This is a genomic window from Sphingomonas sp. NPDC019816 (genome assembly GCF_050274375.1).
GTDB lineage: Bacteria > Pseudomonadota > Alphaproteobacteria > Sphingomonadales > Sphingomonadaceae > Sphingomonas.
Window position 1 is genome coordinate 1 of record NZ_JBNNOB010000023.1, and the last position, 21,816, is coordinate 21,816.

At 66.2% G+C, this 21,816-nt stretch carries 19 protein-coding genes and 1 pseudogene; 7 read left to right on the forward strand and 13 right to left on the reverse strand.

Annotated elements, in window-relative coordinates:
• Positions 1-277 (reverse strand): annotated as a pseudogene (locus ACQKJZ_RS05450) (alkyl hydroperoxide reductase); the annotation flags it as partial.
• A gap of 117 nt (positions 278-394) precedes the next feature.
• The gene (locus ACQKJZ_RS05455; RefSeq protein ID WP_427730272.1) at positions 395-940 is read right to left on the reverse strand and encodes a peroxiredoxin; all 546 of its coding nucleotides are present in this window, start codon (positions 938-940) and stop codon (positions 395-397) included.
• Between the two features lie 158 nt (positions 941-1,098).
• On the opposite strand from ACQKJZ_RS05455, the gene ACQKJZ_RS05460 reads away from it, so the two are divergent.
• From ACQKJZ_RS05460 to ACQKJZ_RS05470, 3 genes are all read left to right on the forward strand, one after another.
• Positions 1,099-2,001, forward strand: a complete 903-nt coding sequence (locus ACQKJZ_RS05460) for a hydrogen peroxide-inducible genes activator (RefSeq protein ID WP_312487092.1) — start codon at positions 1,099-1,101, stop codon at positions 1,999-2,001.
• Positions 2,002-2,078: 77 nt separating this feature from the next.
• Complete coding sequence (locus ACQKJZ_RS05465) at positions 2,079-2,708, forward strand: fasciclin domain-containing protein (RefSeq protein WP_427730273.1); 630 nt, start codon at positions 2,079-2,081, stop codon at positions 2,706-2,708.
• Positions 2,709-2,817: 109 nt separating this feature from the next.
• Entirely contained in the window at positions 2,818-3,450 is a 633-nt protein-coding gene (locus ACQKJZ_RS05470) for a fasciclin domain-containing protein (protein ID WP_427730274.1), read from the forward strand.
• Between the two features lie 48 nt (positions 3,451-3,498).
• Here the strand turns inward: ACQKJZ_RS05470 and ACQKJZ_RS05475 are convergent, their stop codons facing one another.
• The 3 genes from ACQKJZ_RS05475 to pgsA are packed head-to-tail and all read right to left on the reverse strand — an operon-like array spanning position 3,499 to position 4,763.
• Positions 3,499-3,954, reverse strand: a complete 456-nt coding sequence (locus ACQKJZ_RS05475; RefSeq protein WP_427730275.1) for a molybdenum cofactor biosynthesis protein MoaE — start codon at positions 3,952-3,954, stop codon at positions 3,499-3,501.
• Positions 3,951-4,208, reverse strand: coding sequence for a molybdopterin converting factor subunit 1 (moaD, locus tag ACQKJZ_RS05480; RefSeq protein ID WP_427730276.1), 258 nt, complete (start codon positions 4,206-4,208; stop codon positions 3,951-3,953). The genes ACQKJZ_RS05475 and moaD overlap by 4 nt, the downstream gene beginning before the upstream one ends.
• The gene (gene pgsA / locus ACQKJZ_RS05485; protein WP_427730277.1) at positions 4,209-4,763 is read right to left on the reverse strand and encodes a CDP-diacylglycerol--glycerol-3-phosphate 3-phosphatidyltransferase; all 555 of its coding nucleotides are present in this window, start codon (positions 4,761-4,763) and stop codon (positions 4,209-4,211) included.
• A gap of 114 nt (positions 4,764-4,877) precedes the next feature.
• Here pgsA and ACQKJZ_RS05490 point away from each other — a divergent pair, with 114 nt between their 5' ends.
• A complete protein-coding gene (locus tag ACQKJZ_RS05490) occupies positions 4,878-6,188 on the forward strand; it encodes an MFS transporter (RefSeq protein WP_312487104.1) in 1,311 nt (436 codons plus the stop codon).
• Positions 6,189-6,206: 18 nt separating this feature from the next.
• Here the strand turns inward: ACQKJZ_RS05490 and ACQKJZ_RS05495 are convergent, their stop codons facing one another.
• The 5 genes from ACQKJZ_RS05495 to ACQKJZ_RS05515 form a co-directional block, all read right to left on the reverse strand.
• Positions 6,207-6,374: a hypothetical protein gene (locus ACQKJZ_RS05495; RefSeq protein ID WP_427730278.1), complete on the reverse strand. Its 168-nt coding sequence runs from the start codon at positions 6,372-6,374 to the stop codon at positions 6,207-6,209.
• Between the two features lie 96 nt (positions 6,375-6,470).
• Complete coding sequence (locus ACQKJZ_RS05500; RefSeq protein WP_427730279.1) at positions 6,471-8,174, reverse strand: cation acetate symporter; 1,704 nt, start codon at positions 8,172-8,174, stop codon at positions 6,471-6,473.
• Positions 8,171-8,476 (reverse strand): DUF485 domain-containing protein, encoded by a 306-nt coding sequence (locus ACQKJZ_RS05505; protein WP_427730280.1) that lies wholly within the window; start codon positions 8,474-8,476, stop codon positions 8,171-8,173. The genes ACQKJZ_RS05500 and ACQKJZ_RS05505 overlap by 4 nt, the downstream gene beginning before the upstream one ends.
• Before the next feature lie 68 nt (positions 8,477-8,544).
• Positions 8,545-9,888, reverse strand: coding sequence for a sigma-54-dependent transcriptional regulator (locus tag ACQKJZ_RS05510; protein ID WP_427730281.1), 1,344 nt, complete (start codon positions 9,886-9,888; stop codon positions 8,545-8,547).
• Positions 9,885-11,675 carry a sensor histidine kinase gene (locus ACQKJZ_RS05515; RefSeq protein ID WP_427730282.1) on the reverse strand — a complete coding sequence of 597 codons (1,791 nt, stop codon included), beginning with the start codon at positions 11,673-11,675 and terminating at the stop codon, positions 9,885-9,887. The genes ACQKJZ_RS05510 and ACQKJZ_RS05515 overlap by 4 nt, the downstream gene beginning before the upstream one ends.
• A gap of 196 nt (positions 11,676-11,871) precedes the next feature.
• Here ACQKJZ_RS05515 and ACQKJZ_RS05520 point away from each other — a divergent pair, with 196 nt between their 5' ends.
• The 3 genes from ACQKJZ_RS05520 (at position 11,872) to ACQKJZ_RS05530 (ending at position 16,115) form a co-directional block, all read left to right on the forward strand.
• Positions 11,872-13,203 (forward strand): dicarboxylate/amino acid:cation symporter, encoded by a 1,332-nt coding sequence (locus ACQKJZ_RS05520; RefSeq protein WP_427730305.1) that lies wholly within the window; start codon positions 11,872-11,874, stop codon positions 13,201-13,203.
• Positions 13,204-13,310: 107 nt separating this feature from the next.
• On the forward strand, positions 13,311-14,798 hold the full coding sequence (locus ACQKJZ_RS05525; protein ID WP_427730283.1) for an alginate export family protein: 1,488 nt from the start codon (positions 13,311-13,313) through the stop codon (positions 14,796-14,798).
• A gap of 24 nt (positions 14,799-14,822) precedes the next feature.
• Positions 14,823-16,115 (forward strand): MFS transporter, encoded by a 1,293-nt coding sequence (locus tag ACQKJZ_RS05530; RefSeq protein WP_427730284.1) that lies wholly within the window; start codon positions 14,823-14,825, stop codon positions 16,113-16,115.
• 3 nt (positions 16,116-16,118) lie between these two features.
• On the opposite strand, the gene mtnP is transcribed toward ACQKJZ_RS05530, so the two are convergent.
• The 3 genes from mtnP to ACQKJZ_RS05545 all read right to left on the reverse strand — a co-directional run bounded on the left by mtnP (position 16,119) and on the right by ACQKJZ_RS05545 (position 21,804).
• The gene (gene mtnP / locus ACQKJZ_RS05535) at positions 16,119-16,997 is read right to left on the reverse strand and encodes an S-methyl-5'-thioadenosine phosphorylase (RefSeq protein ID WP_427730285.1); all 879 of its coding nucleotides are present in this window, start codon (positions 16,995-16,997) and stop codon (positions 16,119-16,121) included.
• 117 nt (positions 16,998-17,114) lie between these two features.
• A complete protein-coding gene (locus tag ACQKJZ_RS05540) occupies positions 17,115-18,584 on the reverse strand; it encodes an efflux transporter outer membrane subunit (RefSeq protein WP_427730286.1) in 1,470 nt (489 codons plus the stop codon).
• A complete protein-coding gene (locus ACQKJZ_RS05545; RefSeq protein ID WP_427730287.1) occupies positions 18,577-21,804 on the reverse strand; it encodes a multidrug efflux RND transporter permease subunit in 3,228 nt (1,075 codons plus the stop codon). Before ACQKJZ_RS05545 ends, ACQKJZ_RS05540 begins: the two co-directional genes overlap by 8 nt.
• Positions 21,805-21,816 lie beyond the last annotated feature (12 nt).

Sequence of the window (21,816 nt, forward strand, 5' to 3'; positions counted from 1 at the left end):
TCCCGGCCAAGTGGGTGAAGCGGTAATAGACGTTGTTCATCGCCATCACCGCTGCCGCCGCGCGCGCGGCGGTCGCGGCCTCGGGTGTCAGCTTGGGCGTGCACTCCGCCTCGGCCGCCTCGACCAGCGGCTTGTAGCCCGAGCCGTGGGCGCAGGTGAGCAGCAGGCCATACTTGCGCTGATCGTTCAGCACCGCCTCGTTCAGCAGCGAGCCGACGTTCAGGCGGATGTCCTTGGCGAAATCGGGCAGCTGCCCGGCAAATTCCTTGAGCGACATGTTCATGCTCCAGATACGCGACGCCCCAGTCCGGGCCGTCGGCCATATCGACCGACAACCCTCGCCGGGGCATCGAAAAGATGGGCCGGGGGACGCCGTCGCCCCCCGGCGTGACGATTACTCGGCCGCGAGCTGGAGGACGTCGTCGCCCTTGTTCCAGTTGCAAGGGCAGAGCTCGTCGGTCTGAAGGGCGTCGAGCACGCGCAGGGTTTCCTGCGGGTTGCGACCGACGTTCAGGCCGTTGATCGTTACATGCTGGATGACATTGTCGGGATCGACGATGAAGGTCGCGCGGTACGCGACATGCTCATTCTTATCGACGATGCCCAGCGCGTCGGCCAGGACGCGGCCATTGTCCGCGATCCAGGGGAAATCGGCGGCGGCCAGATCCGGGTCCGACTTGCGCCACGCCAGGTGGACGTGCGCGGTGTCGGTCGAGGCGCCGATCAGCACGGCGTCACGATCCTCGAAATCGCCCTTCAACTCGGAATAGCCGACGATCTCGGTCGGGCAGACGAAGGTGAAATCCTTCGGCCAGTAGAACAGAACCTTCCACTTGCCCTCATAGGAGGTGTCGCTGATCGTCTCGCCGGCGGGCAGCGCGCTGGTGCCCTGCTGGACGGGAACGGTGAATGCGGGGAGCTTGTCTCCAACGGTCAACATGGCAATATGCCTCCTTCTCTTCCCAAAATTCGGCTTCAGCCATCCTCTCGCAACGAGCCGGCGGTGGACCGCCTGTATTCGTCGCCGCATCAGATATGGGGACTGGCGCCAGCGATCCAACAAGCTATTTGTCACAGCGCAATCGACTGAGACGATCAATGGCCGCGACATATCTACCGACACTGAAACAGCTTCAATATCTCGTGGCCCTGCAGGACCATGGCCATTTCGGCCGGGCGGCCGACGCCTGCTTCGTCACGCAATCGACCCTGTCCGCCGGGCTGCGCGAGCTGGAGACGCTGATCGGCGTGACCCTGGTCGAGCGGACGCGGCGCGTGGTGCGCTTCACCCCCCTGGGCGAGCGGATCGCGGACAAGGCGCGGCGCGTGTTGCGCGAGGCGGACGAACTCGGCGACATGGCGCGCGCCGCCGGGCGGCCGCTGTCGGGCGAGATGCGCATGTCGGTGATCCCGACCATCGCGCCCTTCATGCTGCCCCGCATCCTGCCCCGGCTGCGCCACGACTATCCCGACCTGAAGCTGTTCCTGCGCGAGGAGCCCAGCGCCCCGGCGTGCGAACGGCTGCACAATGGCCGTACCGATTGCGTGCTGCTGGCCCTGCCCTTTTCCTGTGGCGAGGTGACGGCCGAGCCGCTGTTCGACGACCGCCTGTTCGTCGCCTTCCCCACCGATGAGGACGTGACGCCACCGCCCGCCATTCCCGCCGCCGCGATCGACGAGACCCGGCTGCTGCTGCTGGAGGACGGGCATTGCCTGAAGGACCATGCGCTCGCGGCCTGCAATCGCCCCGAATTGCGCGCCGAGGCCACGATGCTGGGCACGTCGCTCCATACGATCGTCCAGATGGTCGACAATGGCCTGGGCATGACCATGCTGCCCGAAATGGCGCTTCGTTCGGGCATCCTGGACAATACCCATATCACCGCACGGCCGCTGGACGCCGAGAATGCGATGCGCAAGATCGCCCTGGTGTGGCGTCGCGCGAGCCCGCGCGAGAAGGATTTCCGCCTGCTGGCCCAGGTGCTGGCCGAGGCGGCCTGAGCACAGGCGCAACCGACCGGGCGCCAAGGCGTCCTGCATCCCGACATCGTTCATCATCTTCTAAGGAGAATGGCCCCATGACCCGGAACATCAGGCCGCTGATGACCATCCTGCCGCTCGCCGCGCTGGCGATGCTGGGCGCGTGCGGGCGCGGGCGGGATTCGCGCGAGGCGCCGGCCACCCCGTCCACCGCCACCGCATCGGCCGAGACGCCCGCGGCACCGCCGGCAAGCGCCGATCAGGCGATGCTGGCGACCCGCACGATCCTGGACAATGCCGCCGCGACCTCGTCGCTATCGTCGCTGGTCGCCGCCATCCGCGCGGCCGGACTGGCGACGACGCTGGCCGGGCCGGGCCCCTATACCCTGTTCGCACCGTCCAATGCCGCCTTCGCGCGGCTGGCCCCCGGCGTGCAGGATCAGTTGCTGCAACCCGCCAATCGCGACTCGCTGGTCCGTCTGCTCCGCTTCCACATGCTGCCCGGCGCGGTCACGATCTCCGACCTTCAACAGCGGATCGCCGACGGCGGCGGCACGGCGACGATCATGACCGTACAAGGCGAGCCGCTGACGCTCAGCATGACCCAGTCGGTCATCACGCTGACCGACGCGAGCGGCAACAAGAGTTACATCGAGGCTGGCGACATGCGGCAGGCCAATGGCATGATCCACATCGTGAACGGCGTCTTGGTACCAAAACTGGATTAAGAACGTTACTCATCTCGGAACGCTCGTTTCGCACGCGGAGCGGGCGTTCATCTCTTCATTTGCGGTGTGACGCTTGCACGCTCCGCCGTTGGAAGTGGGAGTAAGATTTATGTTGAAGACGATTACCATCCTCGCCTCGGCCACCATGCTGGCCGGTGTAGCCCAGGCTCAGACGGCGACGCCATCGGCCCAGACGGCCACGCCGTCCTCCCAGACTGCGCCCACCACCACGCAGACCATGCCTGCTCCCGCCACCGGCGCGCCGATGCAGGCCGCACCGGTCGCTACGGGCACGGTCGTCCAGGTGTTGGCCGCCACCCCTGATCGCAGCACGCTGGCCAAGCTGGTCGAAACGGCGGGTCTGACCGCCGATCTGTCAGGCCCCGGCCCCTTCACGGTCTTCGCACCCAGCGATGAGGCGTTCAGCCGTATGCCGGCCGGCGCGATCGACAATCTCAGCAAGCCCGAGAACAAGGCCGCGCTGGCGACCATTCTGAAATACCATGTGGTGTCGGGCAAGGTGACCGGCGATCAGCTGAAGCAGCAGATCACCGCCGGCAACGGCAGCGCCACGCTGACCACGCTCGCCGGTCAGCCACTGACGGCGCAGGTCGGCCCGAACGGCAACATCATGCTGACCGACGTCAATGGTCAGAAGGCCTATGTCGACCAGGCCGATGTGCCCGCGACCAACGGCGTGATCCACCTGACCAACGGGATCAGCGTTCCCAAGATCGGCTGAACCCGGTCGACGGTGAGCGAGGAAGGCGGGGTTTCGGCCCCGCCTTTTTCATGCCCGGTCGCCCGCGTCCTGCCAGCGTTCGGCGGCGGCGGTGTCGCTCGCGCGCGCCTCGACCCATGTCGCCGCGCCGCCGCGCGTCTCCCGCTTCCAGAACGGGGCGTCGGTCTTGAGCCGATCGATCAGATAGGCGCAGGCGTCCAGCGCATCGCGACGATGCGGGGCCGCCGCGGCGACGAACACGATCCGCTCGCCCGGACACATCGGCCCGACACGGTGGACGATCGTCGCGGCCTGGAGCGACCAGCGCGAGGTCGCCAGCTCGGCGATGCGCGTCAGCGCGGCTTCGGTCGCCCCGGGATAATGCTCCAGTTCCAGCTGGTCGACGCCGTCATCGGCGCGGACCAGGCCGCAAAAGGTCGCGACCGCGCCCACCTCCGGCCGTTCGGCAAGCGCCATTTCGGCGTCGACATCGATCGGAGCGGGTGAGACGACGACGCGGATCATCCGCCGGTCACCGGGGGGAAGATCGCCACCTCGCGCGCGCCCGCCAAAGGTGCCTCGATCCCGACGAAATCCTGGTCGATCGCGGCACGCAGCCGCTGGGGCTCGGCCAGTGCCTCGGCATAGCCGCCACCGCGCGACGCCAGCCAGTCGATCAGGTCCGCGACGGTCGCCAGGTCTGACGGGACGGTCACGACCTCCTCGCCCTGCCCGATGCGTTCGCGCACCCAGGCGAAATACAGGATCGTCAAACGCATTCAGCTATCCATATGTTTGAGGCCGACGCGCAGATAGTCCCAGCCGGTCACCAGCGTCAGCACCGCCGCCCCCCACAGCGCGGCGAGCGCCGCCGTCTGCACCCAGGGCCAGCCGGGGAGCGCACCGCCAAGGATCAGGCCGCCCAGCGCCACGAGCTGCAACGTGGTCTTCCACTTCGCCAATCGCGAGACGGGCACCGACACCTGTAACTGCGCGAGGAATTCGCGAAGACCCGACACCGCGATCTCGCGCAGCAGGATGATCAGGCCGGCGATGACGCTGGCCTCGCGGATCACCTGGACCGCGACCAGCACCAGGATGACGGCGGCCACCATGATCTTGTCGGCGATGGGGTCCAGGAAGACACCCAGTTTCGACACCGCTCCGTTGGCGCGCGCCAGATAGCCGTCGAAATAATCGGTGATGCCCATCAGGCAGTACAGGGCAAACGCGATGCCATAGCCCAGCGCCCATTCCGGCTGCCACAACAGCCCCGCGAGCAGCGGCACGGCCAGGATTCGCGAAAGCGTCAACAGATTGGGCAGCGTCAGCATAACGCCTTCTAACGGCTGGGCCGCGCATGACAAACCGCTTTAAACGGTTGGCGATGGGGCACGGCATGGTTATGTTGTCGCCATCCTGTTGCCACGATCGGGCCATTTTTCGTCATGCTCAACGCCCTCGGGCTTCTCAAGCGGCGGCGATTTCTGCCGCTGTTCTCCACCCAGTTTCTCGGCGCCTTCAACGACAATCTGTTCAAGACGTCGATGGTCCTGTTCGCGACCTATACGATCTTCACCGATCCGGTATCCGAATCCTATTTCAACGCCGCCGCCACCGGCGCCGCCATCCTGCCCTTCGTCTTCCTGTCCGCGCTGTCGGGCCAGCTGGCGGACAGCCATGACAAGGCGCGTATTATCCGCATCGTGAAGACGGTGGAGATCGGCATCATGCTGATCGGCGCCGCCGGCCTGATGATCGCACGGGCGGGCTATACTTCCATCGGGCTCGCCCTGATGCTCGGCACGGTCCTGGCGCTCGGCGTTCACTCCACCTTCTTCGGCCCCATCAAATATGCCATCCTGCCCCAGCATCTGGAGCCCGAGAATGTGCTGGGCGGCACCGGTCTGGTCGAAGCGGGCACCTATCTGGCGATCCTGCTCGGAACGGTCGCGGCGGGCTGGATTCCGGTCGAGGCGGCGGCTATCGGCGTGCTGGTCGTGGCCCTTCTGGGCTGGTTCACCGGGCGGATGGTCCCCCCCGCCCCACGCGAGGGGCCACCGCTCAAGCTCAACTACAACCCGTTCAGCGCGTCGTGGCATCTGATCGCCGCGACGCTGCATATCCGCCGACTGTTCCTGGCGATCGTGGCGATCAGCTTCTTCTGGACGATCGGCTCGGTCCTGATCATCGTCTTCCCGCCGCTGGTGAAGAATGTGCTGACCGCCGACAAGGAGGTCGCCAGCCTGGCGATCGCGATCTTCTCGATCGGGGTGGCGATCGGCTCGGTCGTCATCAACACCATGCTGAAGGGCGAGATTTCCGCGCGCTATTCCCCGATCTCGGTCGTGGCGATGGGGGCGTTCGTCGTGCTGTTCTCGTTCCTTTGCCGCAACTGGACCCCCGCGCCGGCGGGTGCGCTCTACAGCTGGCAGAGCTTCCTGTCGGAGCCGCGCGCGATCGGCATCCTGGCGACGCTGCTGGCGATCGCGACGACCGGCGGTATGTTCGTCGTCCCGCTCTATGCCTTTCTGACCACCACGGTGGAAAAAGATCAGACGGCGCGAACCGTGGCCGCCAACAACATCGTCAATTGTTTCGCGATGACGATCGGGTCGATCTGCGTCTTCGCGATCAGCGCGGCAGGCGTCACGCCGGAAGACATGCTGTTCGTCGTGGCGGGCATGTGTGTGGTGTCCGCCTGGCTCGCGCTGCGGCTTCACCGCGCCTGCGACGATGGCTGCCCCAACGCCGCCTGAACCGCCAGGCCGTCCGCGTTAGAGCAGGAAGCTGTAGATACAGATGAAAAAGGCGGTGACGCTGAGGGCGAACAGGCGCAGGTCCTGATCGTCATCGCGCCGGCTGCGTGCCGGTGCGGGCGGCGGAAGCGTGCGCCGAAAGGGATGGCGGGCGGCTTCGTTGGTCAGGACCAGGCGGCGTTTCATGGCGAATGTCTTAACGCGCCATTTACTTTTGCGTCGCGGGGCAAATTCCGAGCCCTGTCCCCGCTGCCCCGTTAAGGGACAGCGGGTCAGGCACCGTCAGTGCTGATGGGCGACCGATGCGCCGATGCCGGTTTCCGACCGGACCCGCTGCGCGGGATAGCCGGCCTTGTCGACGGCGGCGCGGCCGCTTCGATCGGTGATGGAGACCAGCCAGATCGTCACGAATGCCAGCGGCATCGAGAAGATCGTCGGCGACCCATAAGGGAAGATCGGCGCGTCATGACCCAGCACGGCGACCCAGATCGCCGGCGACAGGATGGTCAGGACCAGTGCGGTGACGAGACCGACCAGTCCGCCCGCTACCACACCGCGCGTGGTGCATCCCGACCAGAGTAGCGACAGCAGCAGAACCGGGAAATTCGCCGACGCGGCCAGCGCGAAGGCCAGGCTGACCATGAAGGCGACATTCTGCTTCTCGAACACGATGCCCAGCAGGATGGCGACCACCGCCAGGACGAACACGGTGATCCGCGACACCCGCAATTCCGAAGCCGAGTCCGCCTGCCCCTTCTTGATGACGGTGGCATAAAGATCGTGGCTGACCGCCGAGGCACCCGACAGGGTCAGTCCCGCCACCACCGCCAGGATGGTCGCGAACGCCACCGCCGAGATGAAGCCCAGGAACAGGTTGCCGCCCACCGCCTGCGCCAGATGGATCGCGGCCATGTTGCCGCCACCCCGCAGTGCGCCGCCGGCGTCGAGGAAGCCGGGATCGGTCGCGACCAGGACGATCGCGCCGAAGCCGATGACGAAGGTCAGGATATAGAAATAACCGATCCACCCCGTCGCCCACAGCACCGAGCTGCGCGCCGCCTTGGCATTGGGCACGGTGAAGAAGCGCATCAGGATATGCGGAAGCCCCGCCGTGCCGAACATCAGGGCCGCCCCGATCGAGATCGCCGAGACGGGATCCTTGATGAACCCGCCCGGCCCCATGATCGCCCGCCCCTTGGTCGCTGCTTCTTCGGGACCGGCCCCGGCCAATGCGGCCAGCGCCGTCTTGACGTCGACGGCCCGCGCGAACAGCGCCTCCGGGCTGAAATCGAACCGCGCCAGGACGGCGATCGCCATGAAGCTGGCGGCCCCCAGCAGCATCATCGCCTTGACGATCTGCACCCATGTCGTCGCGGTCATGCCGCCGAACAACACGTACATCGTCATCAACACGCCGACGATGATGACCGCATAGCCATAGGGCAGACCGAACAGAAGGCGGATCAGCTGGCCCGCGCCGACCATCTGGGCGATCAGGTAGAACAGGACGACGAGCAGGGTGGAGCAGGCCGCGACCATCCGCACCGGCGTCTGCGCGAACCGGAACGACGCGACATCGGCGAAGGTGAACCGCCCCAGATTGCGCAGCCGCTCGGCCATCAGGAACAACAGGATCGGCCAGCCGACCAGAAAGCCGATCGAATAGATCAGCCCGTCATAGCCATCGGCATAGATTTGCGCCGAAATGCCGAGGAACGAGGCGGCCGACATGAAATCCCCGGCGATCGCCAGGCCGTTCTGAAAACCGGTAATCCCGCCGCCCGCCGTATAGAAGTCGGACGCCGTGCGTGTGCGCCGCGCCGCCCAGCGGGTAATCGCCAGCGTCAGCGCGACGAAGGCGGCGAACATGCCGATCGCGGTCCAGTTCGTCGCCTGTTGCACCGCCGGCCCGATGGCATGAGCCTGCGCGCCGGCGGGAAGAGCCATGGCGACGGGTATGGCGGCGAGAAGACGCGGGCCCCTCATGCGCCCTCCTCCGCACGGAGTTCGTCGATGACGGGGTCGAAATCCCGGTTCGCCCGCACGACGTACAGCCCGGTCAGAAGGATCGCCAACGCGATCACCCCCAGTCCGACCGGGATGCCCCAGGACGTCGCCCCGCCAGCGATCGGCCGTGCCAGCACCGCCTTGTCGAAGGCGATGGTCAGAATGAACCCGAAATAGGCGATCAGTATGACGACCGTCAGGATCGTCGTGAACCGACCGCGTCTGCGGACCAGCGCGATATAGCGCGGATCGCGTGCCAGCCGGGTGGCGGCATCCTCCATGGCATTCTCCTGTCAGCGCGCCGTTCGTTCGGCGTCACCGGCCATGCTCCCCCGCCCCCCGGGCCGCGTCAAGCGCGATTGGGGCGATAGGCGTTCAGGTCGATGCCGTGGCGGGCAACCTTGTCGTAGAATGTCTTGCGCGGGATGCCGAGGACGGCGAGCGCGGCACGGACATCGCCCGCCACCTCCTCCAGCACGGCACGGATCGTCGCGCCCTCGAACCGTTCGACCCGTTCGGGAAGCGAGAGCGAATCGCCCGCCTGCGCCCCCTCGCCCGACAAGCCGCCCGCCAGGCCAAGCGCGACGCGGTTGGCATAGTTACGGACCTCGCGGACATTGCCCGGCCAGTCATGCGACAAAAGCCGGGCCTGTACGCCCCCGTCGATCAGCGGGACCGGGCGGCCGAACCGCTCCGCCGCCTCGCGCAGGAAATGGGCGAAGAGCAACGGTACGTCGGCCCGCCGTTCCCGCAGCGGCGGCACGCGAAGCCGCACCGCGTCGAGGCGATACAGAAGATCGGCGCGAAACCGCCCCTCCTCCACCGCCCGCCCCAGATCGGACTTGGCGGCCGCCACGATGCGCAGATCGAGCAGTTGCGGATCCTCCGACCCGATCGCCCTGACCTCGCGCTCCTCGACCACCCGCAGCATCCGGCCTTGCAGCGCGGGGGCCATGCTGTCGACCTCATCCAGGAACAGGGTCCCGCGATGCGCCGCCGCGATCCGTCCCGGCGTGCGGGCATGCGCCTGGCCGAACAGTTCGTTCTCGGCGATCGCTTCGGGCAACGCGGCGCAATCGACCGCGATGAACGGCCGCGTCCGCCGTGCGCTCCATCGGTGGAGCAGCAATGCGACGAGTTCCTTGCCCGTCCCCGTCTCGCCTTCGACCAGTACGTCCACATCGGCCTGCGCCACCTGCCGCACCGTTTCCCGCAGGCGCATCATCACCGGCGTCTCGCCGATCAGCGGATAGGCGCCCTGCGCCTCTTCCGCCGCAGTACGCAGCCGACGATTGTCGAGGACGAGCCGGCGCGTCTCCAGCGCGCGCCCGGCGCTGGCGATCAGGAGATCGGCGGCGAAGGGCTTGGCGACGAAATCGAACACGCCCTGCTTGAGCGCCGCGACCGCCATCGGCACATCGCCATGCCCCGTCATGAGGATGACCGGGATTTCGGCATCGATCCCCGCCACCCGGCGCGCCAGTTCGATCCCGTCGATCCCCGGCATGCGTATGTCGGACACGACCATGCCGGGAAAGTCGGGCGTAATGGCACCAAGCGCGGTCAGCGGATCGCCATGCGCCTCGACGTCGATGCCCGCCAGCTCGAAAGACTGGGCCAGCGCCTGGCGCAATACCGTGTCGTCATCGACCAGCAGGACGCGCATCGCCGGCGTAGCGTCGCTCTCGCTCATGCCCGGCGCAACCGGATGATGAAGCCCGCCCCGCCGAGCGCGGAGGGAATGGTATCCAACATGCCGCCAAACTCCCGCATGATATCCCTGGCGATGCCCAGGCCCAGGCCCAACCCATCGGGCTTGCCCGTCACGAAGGGGGTGAAGATCTCCGACGCGATAGCGGGATCAAGGCCCGGGCCATTGTCCTCGACGGTCAGTTCCACGCTATCCTGCTCCGCCCGAACGCGCATTCGGACACGGGGAGCGGGCCGGTCCGCCACCGCGTCCAGCGCGTTCTGAAGCAGATTGACCAGCACCTGCTCTAGCCGCACCCGCCCCGCGACAACCACCGGCAGCGTTCCTCCGACGGGGCGCTCCAGCGCCACGCCCGCACTGCGGAAGCGGTCGCCGATCAACAACATCGTGCCGTCCAATACCGCGTCGAGCGCCACGGGGCCGATGCCATGCGTGCTCCGCCGAACGAAGCGTCGCATCTCCTGGACGATTGACCCGATCCGCTCGGTCAGTTCGACGATGGTGCCCAGATTGCTGTCGGCCTTGTCGGGGGCGGACCGCGACAGGAAGGTCCGGGCGTTTTCGGCCAGCGTGCGGATCGCCGCCACCGGCTGGTTGATCTCGTGCGCGACGCCGGCGGTGATCGTCCCCAGCGAGCCCAGACGGTTGGCCTGCGCCAGTTCCTCACGCGCGGCGCGAAAGCGCTGGTCGGCGCGGACGCGTTCGGCAATCTCGATAGTCAAACGATCATTCGTCGCGCGCAGTTCGGCCGTGCGACGCGCCACCTCGGCCTCCAGCGCCTCGCGGGCGCGTACCACGCGTTCGGCGCGTGTCCGCCGCCATGTCGCCAATATGGCAAGCGCCAACAGCCCGATGCCGATCAGCGCGGTGCCCGATCGGACCCAGCTGTCGGCGGTACGGAACGCCGGGCGTATCGGCAGGATATGGATCAGCCGCCAGCCGGGCAGCGGCACCGTCGTGCGCGCCACGACATAGCGGTTGCCATCGCGATCGGTCGCCCAGCCTCCTGGTTCCAGTCGATAGGGCGCGGGGCGCAGCGGCAATCCGCCGAATTGCTGCGTCTGCTCGATCTCGGCGCGGGTGCGCTTCGTCAGCGGCCGGACCATGGTGAACCGCGCCTGCGGATCGGACGTGACGACAACCACGCCGTGATTGTCGACTAGAAGGCTCTGCCCCGGATCGCTGGCCCAAGCCTGGGCAATACGGTCGAACTCCACCTTGACCACGATCACGCCATCGGGCGCGCTCGCGGGCCCGATCCGCCGCGCCAGGAACAGGCCCGCGCGGTGGCTGGTATTGCCCAGCGCAAAATATTCGGAGGTGCCGCGAACCAGTGCCTGCTGGAAATAGGGTCGAAAATTGTAATTGCGGCCGACGAAACTGTCGGGCTGGCCGGCATTGGACGCGGCGATCGTCCGCCCCTGTCGGTCGATAGCGTAAATGACCGGCGCACCGGTTCGCTCCGCCAGCCCCCGCAGCTTCTCGTTGAGGCGATCCGCCGCCTGCCGAGAACCGTTGCGCAGCGCATTGCCGAGATCGGGATATTCGACCAGCACGATCGGCAAGAGGCGAAAACGCTGAAGCTCGCTGTTCAACAGCCGTTCCTGCTGCCTGGCGACTCGGGTGGCGTCGGCGCGCAAACCGCTGACCGCCTGGCGGTGCGCATAGACGCGCAGGCCGATCGCCGCCGCCACCGTGAGCAGCAAGGCGACCACCACCGGAATCGCGTAGCGGCGATAGCGAACGATGCGGGCGACCGGTGGAGACATATGTGCGGAATATCGCAACCGCGTCATGAGCGCCATGCGGAATTTCGCGCGATCGAGGGATGAATGCCAATGATTACCACGTCTTTTCAATAGTATAGTGTTACATGCAAAGATTTTGAATTTGCGTCCCCGACCCCGCACACTGTGGGCAACCCGGAGCGTGGTCCACCACGCCCGTTCCCTTTTGCAGAGGATGATGGAAGTCGTGATCGCACAAGATTATGCCGTCGCCGAAGCGCCCAAGCGCGCTCGGGTTTGGTCCCACCTTTATGTCCAGGTCCTGTTCGCGATCGCACTGGGCGCGATCATCGGGCATGTCTGGCCGAGCTTCGGCGAATCGCTGAAGCCCATCGGCGATGCCTTCATCAAGCTGGTGAAGATGATTATCGCCCCCGTCATCTTCCTGACGGTCGTCACCGGTATCGCAGGCATGCGCGAGCTCGGCTCGGTCGGTCGTGTGGCCGGTAAGGCGTTCTTCTACTTCATCACCGTATCGACCTTCGCGCTGATCGTCGGCCTGATCGTCGCCAATGTCGTCCAGCCCGGCGCGGGCATGAACATCGATCCCACCACGCTGAAGGCCGGGTCGATCGCCGAATATACCGCCAAGGCGCATGACACGACCGTCACCGGCTTCCTGCTGGGCATCATCCCCGACACGCTGGTCAGCGCGTTCACCCAGGGCAACATCCTGCAGGTGCTGATGGTCGCCATCCTGTTCGGCATCTCGATGGCGCTGGTCGGCGAACCCGCCCGTCCGCTGCTCACCAGCCTCGAGCGTCTGAGTGTCGTCGTCTTCCGTCTGGTCGGCATCCTGATGCGCGCCGCGCCCATCGGTGCCTTCGGCGCGATCGCCTTCACCATCGGCAAATATGGTGTCGGCAGCCTGGTGAACCTCGGCGCGCTGGTCGCCACCTTCTACTTCACCTCGATCCTTTTCGTCGTCGTCGTCCTGGGCACCATTGCCCGCGCCAACGGCTTCTCGGTCCTGAAGCTGATCCGTTATCTCAAGGCCGAACTGCTGCTGGTGCTCGGCACCTCGTCGTCGGAAGCGGCGCTGCCCAGCCTGCTCCAGAAGATGGAAAAGGCCGGCTGCGAAAAGTCGGTCGTCGGCCTGGTCGTTCCCACCGGCTATTCGTTCAACCTGGACGGCACCAACATCTACATGACGCTGGCGGCGCTGTTCATCGCCCAGGCGTGCGGTGTCGACCTCTCGCTGGGTCAGCAGCTGGCGCTTCTGCTGGTCGCGATGCTCAGCTCGAAGGGTGCGGCGGGCGTCACCGGCGCGGGCTTCATCACCCTGGCCGCGACCCTGTCGATCGTGCCCGACGTGCCCGTCGCCGGCATGGCGCTGATCCTCGGCATCGACCGGTTCATGTCGGAATGCCGCAGCCTGACCAACTTCATCGGCAACGCGGTCGCCACCGTCGTCGTCGCCCGCTGGGAAGGCGCGCTGGACAAGGGTGCGCTGGATGCCGCGCTGAACAACAAGCCGGCCCTGCCGACGGCGCAGCCCGCCATCGCCTGATCCGAAACGAAGGAACCGGCCAGGGGCCCTGGCCGGTTTTCTTTAACTTTGCCGCGTTAGTGAAGCCGGCGTCACGACAGACCGGTACGATTGAGGGGATTGTTATCATGAAATTCGTTTGGCTCGCCGGCACCGCCGCGCTGGCGGCGACAGGACTGGCCCCTAGCCTGGCCAGCGCGCAGGCCATAACGCCCAAGGCGGCCGCCGAGCCGGCCAGCCCCGCCAGCACCGCCTATCCCAGCACGGCAGCCGGCGACGGCAACACGGTCAACGGCTACAACCAATCGCGCTGGGCCGAGGATTGGCGCAAGTTGTGCGACCCCGCGAAGCGCGACGATCCGATCGACGCGCTGAAGTGCGTGAAGCTGACCGAGGACGGCAAGTCCTATGTCACCTTCTCCGGCGAACTGCGGGCCCGCATGAACCTGACCACCAACCCCAACCTGCGTGAGGTCCAGCAACAGCGCCAGGACATCGCGCGCATCGTGGGCGGTGCCGACGTCCATCTGGGCGATCATTTCCGCGTGTTCGGCGAACTCGGCCGGGCCGAGTTGCAGGGCATCAACCTGGGTACGCCCAACGCCAATCTGCGCAACAAGCTGGCGGTGCAACAGCTGTTTGCCGAGGTGAAGGGCAAGGCGCTGGGTCTCGACGTCGGCGTGCGCGCCGGTCGTCAGGAATTCTTCGACGGGCCGCAGCTGTTGACGGTCGGTCGCGACAACAACACGCTCTTCTTCGTCCTCGACGGCGTGCGCGCCTATGCGCGCGGGACCAATGCGCGCGTCGACGTCTTCGATCTCAACTATGTCACCTATGGCTATGAAGGGATCAGCGACGACAAGACCAACCCGGATGTCCGGTTTTCCGGCGCCACCTTCGGCTTTCGCCTGTCGCCCAAGCTGTTCGGCGGGTCGAAGCTCTATCTAGACCCGTTCATCTGGCGACTGCGCAATCGACGCGCGTCCGCGGGTGGCGTGACCGCGCTGGAGGAACGCTATTTCCTCGGCCTGCACAGCTATGGCGATATCGGCCCCATCAATATCGATTGGACCGTCAACAACCAGCGCGGCACGTTCGGCGACCGCCCGATCTCCGCATGGCAGGCGTTCGTCGCGCAGACCTATCGGCTGGGCAAGAAGCCGGACTCACCGCGCGTCGGCATCCATTTCGACTATGGCTCGGGCGGCGGCGCCTTTCAGCGTTCCGGCCAGCTGAACATCACGAACGGCCTGTTCGGGAACAACATCTATTACAGCTATGGCCTGTTCCTGACCCCGACCAACCTGCTCTACACCGCCCCGAACTTCACGTTCACGCCGCTCAAGGGCGTGCGGTTGGCGGCCGAATATGGCTTCGCCTGGCGGCCCAACGAATTTGACGCCGTCTACCGCGCCAGCGGTGCGACCTGGGCGGGCACGCAGAACGTCCGGGGCAAGAAGGTGGCGGAGATCGCGCGTTTGCAGGCCGTGTGGACGATCACGCCGCGCCTGTCCTTCACCGGCCGCTACGAGCATTTCCAGGCCGATACCGTGCTGAAGCGCGCCAACCTGAAAAGCTCGGATTTCTGGGCCGGATGGCTTAGTTTCCGCTTCTGATAGAAACGACCAAGGGGAGTAGATATGTCCTATGCCACCACCGACCCGGGCCGCCACCGCCTGAAATCGATCATCGGCGGATCGACCGGCAATCTCGTCGAGTGGTTCGACTGGTATGTCTACTCCGCCTTTACCCTCTATTTCGCGCCGCACTTCTTTCCATCGGAAAACCGCACGGCCCAGCTGTTGAGCGCGGCGGCGGTCTTCGCGGTCGGCTTCGTCATGCGCCCTATCGGCGCGTGGATCATGGGCATCTATGCCGACCGCAAGGGACGCAAGGCGGGCCTGACCCTGTCGGTGACGCTGATGTGCGCCGGCTCGTTGATCATCGCGATCACGCCCGGTTATGGCACGATCGGGCTGGCCGCTCCGGCGCTGCTGGTGCTCGCGCGCCTGATGCAGGGTCTGTCGGTCGGTGGCGAGTATGGCGCCAGCGCGACCTACCTGTCGGAGATGGCGGGTAAGGATCGGCGGGGCTTTTTCTCGTCCTTTCAATATGTCACGCTGATCTCGGGGCAGCTGCTCGCCATCTGCGTCCTTCTGATCCTGCAATCGACCATGACCGAGGCGGCACTGGACGAATGGGGCTGGCGTATTCCCTTCGCGCTGGGCGCGGTGCTGGCGGTCGTCGTGTTCTATATCCGGCGTGGTTTGGCGGAGACCAAGAGCTTCGAGAACACCAAGAATGACGGCGCGCCGCGATCGAGCCTGGTCCAGTTGTTCACCAAGCATCCGCGCGAGACCATCACGGTCATGCTGCTGACCGCTGGCGGTACCCTCGCCTTCTACGCCTATTCGATCTACATGCAGAAGTTCCTGGTGAACACCAGCGGGTTCAGCCGCGAAGTCGCCAGCCAGATCAACGCCGTCACGCTGTTCGCCTTCATGCTGCTGCAACCGGTGGCGGGCGGGCTGTCCGACCGGATCGGGCGCAAGCCACTGATGGTCGCGTTCGGCATCGCGGGCGTCCTGTTCACCTATCCGATCTTCTCCACGCTGGAGACGACGCGCGATCCGATGGTGGCCGGGGCGCTCGTCATGGCCGCGCTGATCATCGTGACCGGCTATACGTCGATCAACGCGGTGGTGAAGGCCGAGCTGTTCCCTGCGCATATCCGCGCGCTGGGCGTCGCCCTGCCCTATGCGTTGGCCAACACCATCTTCGGCGGCACAGCGGAGTCGGTCGCGCTGCTGTTCAAGCGGGCGGGCTTCGAGCAGGGCTTTTACTGGTACGTCACCGCGATGATCGGCATCTCGCTGATCGTGTACCTGCGGATGCGCGATACGGCGAAGAACAGCCAGATCGTCGAGGACTGATCCTCAGCCGCCGCGTGCGGCCAGTACCCGCGACACGATCGGGCCAAGGCTTTCCGCCTTGGCCCGATCCACATGCGAGATATGGGTGATGAGCGCCTGATCGAGCACCGTGTCGATCGGCGACGGCGTGCGCTCCTTCGGCAACAGGGCGGCCAACTCGCTCACCAGCCCGCGCGCAGTCGCGGCATTGGCGCTCAGCTGCGTCAGGACCGCATCCACCTCCACATGCGCCTCGTCTTCCCGCCAGCAATCATAATCGGTGACCATGCCGATCAGCGCATAGGGAAGCTCCGCCTCGCGCGCGAGCTTGGCCTCCGGCATCGCGGTCATGCCGATCACATCCGCACCCCATTGACGGAAAAGATGGCTTTCCGCCCGTGTCGAGAATTGCGGTCCCTCCATCGCCAGATAGGTGCCGCCGCGCGCGACCGATGCCCCGGCACGCTCCGCCGCCTCGGCCGCGAACACCGACAGACGCGGGCAGACCGGATCGGCCATCGACACATGCGCGACGAGCCCCGCACCGAAATAGCTGGTGTCGCGGTGTACGGTCCTGTCGATGAACTGGTCGATCGCCACGAACCGGCCCGGCGGCAATTCCTCGCGCAGCGATCCGATCGCCGAGATGGCGAGCACGTCGGTGCAGCCCGCCTGCTTCAGCGCATGGATATTCGCACGGGAATTGACCTCGGTCGGCGACAGACGGTGGCCCCGGCCGTGGCGCGGCAGGAAGACGAACCGCACGTCCCCAATGCGTCCGCGCACCAGCGTATCCGACGGCGCCCCCCAGGGCGTATCCATCACCAGCGTCTCGACATCCTCCAGCGCGTCGATTGCGTAGAGGCCCGATCCGCCGATGATCCCGATCGTCCAATCCGTCATTGCGAACTCCCATAGCGTGCACGGCCGGTTAGGCGCTTGGCCCCGGCAAAGCAAAGGGGCGCACGGGGGAGATCCCCGTACGCCCCTCGCTCAACCGCGGCGGCCGGGCTTGGGGGATTAGCCGCTCGCGGGAACCGTCGACACCTGCCCCGTCTCGCGCAGGCCACCGCCAAGCGCGACATAGAGGGTGACGTCATTCTGAAGCGCGGCGCTGCGCAGCGTCAGCAACTGCTGTTCGGCCGAGAACAGGTTGCGCTCGGCATCCAGCACTTCGAGATAGATGGCGATGCCGTTATTGTACCGCAGCCGCGCGGTCCGGGCGAGCCGGCGTTGCGCATCGACGGCGCGGGTCTGCGCCTCGATCTGCTCGGCATAGCGACGTCGGGCGACCAGCGCGTCGGCGACCTCACGGAACGCGCCCTGCACCGTGCGCTGATAGGCGGCGGTCAGTTCGTCCGCCTGCGCACGGCTAAGGTTCAGTTGCGCCTTGCGACGCCCCCAGTCGAAGATCGGCAGAAGCGCGGCCCCCTGCACCTGATACTGCGTCGAATTGCCGTCGATCAGATTGCTGAGTGCCGGCGAGACGAAGCCCGCCAGCCCGGTCAGCGAAATGCTGGGGAGGAACGCCGCACGCGCCGCGCCGATATTGGCATTGGCGGCCAGAAGCTGCTGCTCGGCCTGGATCACGTCCGGTCGATTGACCAGCAAGGCCGAGGGCAGACCCGGTTCGATCGCGGCGAACTGGTTCTGGTCACCCAAGCGGCGCCCCGTCGGCAGCGGCCCGGTGATCGGTCCGCCGACCAGGACGGTCAACAGGTTCTGCGACTGCGCCACCGTACGGCGAAGCTCCGCGAGCTGCGTCTCCGCCTGGGTCAGGAGTGCGGCCGCCTGGTCGTAGTCGACGCTGGAGGTGACGCCGGCGTCCATCCGCCGCTTGGCGATGCCCAGCCCCTCGCGCCGGCTGGCGACGGTGCGTTCGGCGAGTGCGATCTGTTCCTCGGCCGCACGGATCTGGAGATAGGTCGCAGCGACCTGCCCCACCAGCGACAGGCGGAAGGCCCGCTCCGCCTCGACCGTCGCCAGATATTGCCGTCGCTGCGCCTCGGCCAAGTTACGGACCCGGCCCCAGAAATCGAGCTCGAACGTCGACACCCGCGCGCCCAGCGCGAACTGGTTATAAGTGATCGAGGTTGGGTTCTGCGTGTCCCCGCCACCGGGCAAGGCATCGCCAAAGCCCAGCGAATTGAGCGGGATCCGCGTCCGCGCCGCGCTGGCCGACAGGTCGAGCGACGGCAGGCGTTGCGCATCCTGGATGCGGTACTGCGCCCGCGCCTGCGCGACACGCGCGACCGCCTGGGCCAGATCGCGGTTATTGGAGAGCGCCGCCGCGATATAAGCCTTGAGCTGTTCGTCGGCGAAGAATTCCCGCCATCCGATCTCCGCCGCCGTGCGCGTGCCGGACCCCGCCTCGGGATAGGTGGCGGAGACGGGAGCGATCGGCTGGCGATATTGCGGCGCCAGGTTGCAGGCGGTCAGCGCGCTGGTCAGCGCCAGCATCGCGGATATGCGGGACAATGGCTTACGCATGGGCCGGGCCCTCCTCATCGCCGGTTCGCTGGTGGGCATCGCCCTCCTCCCGTTCGCGTGCTTCCGCCTCGGCATCCTCCGCTTCGTGATTATTCTCACGCGCCAGCCACTTCTTGGCGGCGATGTAGAAGACCGGCGTGAAGAAGATACCGAACGCGGTGGCGGCGATCATGCCGCCCATCACGCCCGTACCCACCGCACGACGGCTCGCCGCGCCCGCACCGCTGGCGATGAACAGCGGCACCATGCCCAGGATGAAGGCCAGGCTGGTCATCAGGATCGGGCGCAGACGCTGCCGCGCCGCCTCGACGGTCGCCTCGAACGGCGTACGGCCGGCCTGCTGGTCCTCAATGGCGAATTCCACGATCAGGATCGCGTTCTTCGCCGCCAGGCCGATGATGGTGATCAATCCGACGTTGAAATACACGTCCGCCGAGAAACCGCGCAGGATCGTCATCAAGACCGCACCGAGCACACCGAACGGCACCACCAGCAACACCGCCAGCGGGATCGCCCAGCTTTCATACAGAGCGGCGAGCAGCAAGAAGACCACGATCAGCGACAGGCCGAGCAGAAGCCCGATCTGGCCACCGGCCTGCTTTTCCTCGAACGCGGTGCCGGTCCATTCGAAGCTCATGCCCTTGGGCAGAACCTCGCGTGCGATCTTTTCCATCTCGACCAGCGCGGTGCCGGTCGACTGGCCGGGTGCGGCCATGCCCGAGACGGTCATCGAGGGATAGCCGTTATACCGCTCCAGCTGCTGCGGCCCATTCTGCCAGCGGACCTTCGTGAAGGCCGAGAACGGCACCATGTTGCCCTGCGCATTGCGGACGCGCAGCGCCAGCACGTCCTCGGGCGACATGCGCTGCGGCGCATCGGCCTGAAGATAGACGCGCAGCACATTGCCTTCGCGCACGAAGTCGTTGGCATAGGCCGAGCCGAAGGCGATCGATAGCGTCTGGTTCACGTCGGCGATCTGGAGCCCCAGCGCCCGCGCCTGGATGCGGTCGATGTCGACATAGAGCTGCGGTGCCGGTCCCAGACCCTCGGGGCGAACGCCCATCAGCGCTTTGTTCTGCGAGGCCTTCGCCAGGATCGCGCCCTGCGCCTGTTGCAGCGCGGCCGTGCCGAGACCCGAGCGATCCTCGATCTTCATCGAGAAACCCGTCGCATTGCCCAGCGCCTGGATCGGCGGCGGGTCGAGCGCAAAGATGGTCGCCTCGGGGATCGACTGGACGAAGCCCATCGTCTTGCCGACCAGCGTGGTCGAATTGTTCGCGGTGCCCTTGCGATCCTCCCACGGCTTCAGGTTGACGAACGAAATGCCCGCCGCCTGACCCTGGCCGAAGAAGTTGAAGCCGGCGACCGACACGATATCGGACACCTGCGGCTGCTCGTGCAGGAACTTCTCGACCTTGGTGATCGCCTCGCCCGTCCGTTCCAGCGTCGCGCCGGGGGCCGCGTCATAGGACACGAAGATATAGCCTTGGTCCTCGGTCGGCAGGAAGCCGCCAGGAATGCGAGTGAACATCAGCCCGGTGATGACCACGACCACGGCAAACACCGCCAGCCAGCGCACCGGCCGCGACATCATCCGCTTCACGCCGCCCGTATATTTTTCCGTACCCCGGCCGAACTTGTCGTTGAACCAGTTGAAGAAACGCTGCGGCAGGCCGCGTACGCCCGGCTTCGGCTCGGGCCGGTCCTCCAGATGCGCGTCCTCCTGCTTCAGCAGCGTGGCGCACAGCGCCGGCGTCAGCGTCAGGGCGAGCAGCGCCGAGAAGAAGATCGACACGGCCAGCGTTACCGAGAACTGGCGGTAGATGCCACCCGTGGAGCCGGGGAAGAAGGCCATCGGGATGAACACCGCGACCAGCACCAGCGTGATGCCAATGATCGCCCCGGTGATCTGCCCCATCGCCTTCACGGTCGCGCGGCGGGGACTCAGCCCCTCCTCCGACATGATACGCTCGACATTCTCGACGACGACGATCGCGTCGTCGACCAGGATGCCGATCGCCACTACCATGCCGAACAGCGACAGCGTGTTGATCGAGAAGCCGAAGGCCAGCAGGCCGATGCACGCGCCGCCCAGCGCGATCGGCACGACGATCGCGGGGATCAGCGTGGCACGCCAGTTCTGGAGGAACAGGAACATTACCAGGAAGACGAGGATCATCGCCTCGACCAGCGTGTGGATCACGCTGTCGACCGAGGCGGTGATGAACGGCGTCGTGGTGAACGGCACGCTCCAGGTCACGTCGGCGGGGAAGGTGCTCTGCAACTCCTTCATCCGTGCCGAAACCGCGTCCGCGGTCGCCAGCGCGTTGGCACCGCTCGCCAGCTGGACCGCCAGACCCACGGTCTCCTTGCCGTTCAGCGTCAGGCGGAAACCATAATTGTCCTTGCCCAGCTCAACCCGCGCAACGTCGCCCAGCCGGATCGCCGAGCCGTCGGGATTGGCGCGGATGATGATCTGGCGGAACTGCTCGGGCGTGGCGAAGCGGTTCTGGGTGATGATCTGCGCGGTGAATTCGGCGGTCCGGGTGAGCGGCTGCGCACCGATCGAGCCACCGGCCACCTGGCTGTTCTGCTCCTGCACGGCGGCCAGCGCTTCCGAGGCCGACAGGCTGTAGCCCGCCAGCTTCTGCGGATCGAGCCAGATGCGCATGGCATAGGGCGAGCCGAACAGCTGCACGTCGCCGACACCGTCGATGCGACGCAGTTCGTTGCGGATATTATTCTCGGCGAAGTTGCCCATCTCGACCGGGCTGGTCTTGCCAGTCTTCGAGCTGAGCGTGATGACCTCGAGGAAGCCCGCCGAGCCTTCAGTCACCTGGATGCCGAGCGCGCGGACCTCCTGCGGCAGGCGGGGCTCGGCGCGGCTCAGGCGGTCCTGAATCTGGGTGCGCGCGACGTCCAGATCGGTGCCGGGCTTGAAGGTGACGGTGATCTGCGCGGTGCCGTTCGAGCGGCTGGTCGACGCCATGTATAGGAAATTGTCGACGCCGTTCAGTTCCTTCTCGATGACGGCGGTCACCGACCGGTCCATCACCTCGGCATCGGCGCCGTTATAGCTGATCGCGAGGTTGAGCGAAGGCGGCGCGACCGAGGGATAGCTCTCGATCGGCAGCAGGCGGAGCGCGATCACGCCGAACAGGGCGATGAAGAGCGCGATCACCCAGGCGAAGACCGGGTGATAGACGAAGAAGCGGTTCATGTGATGCGTTCC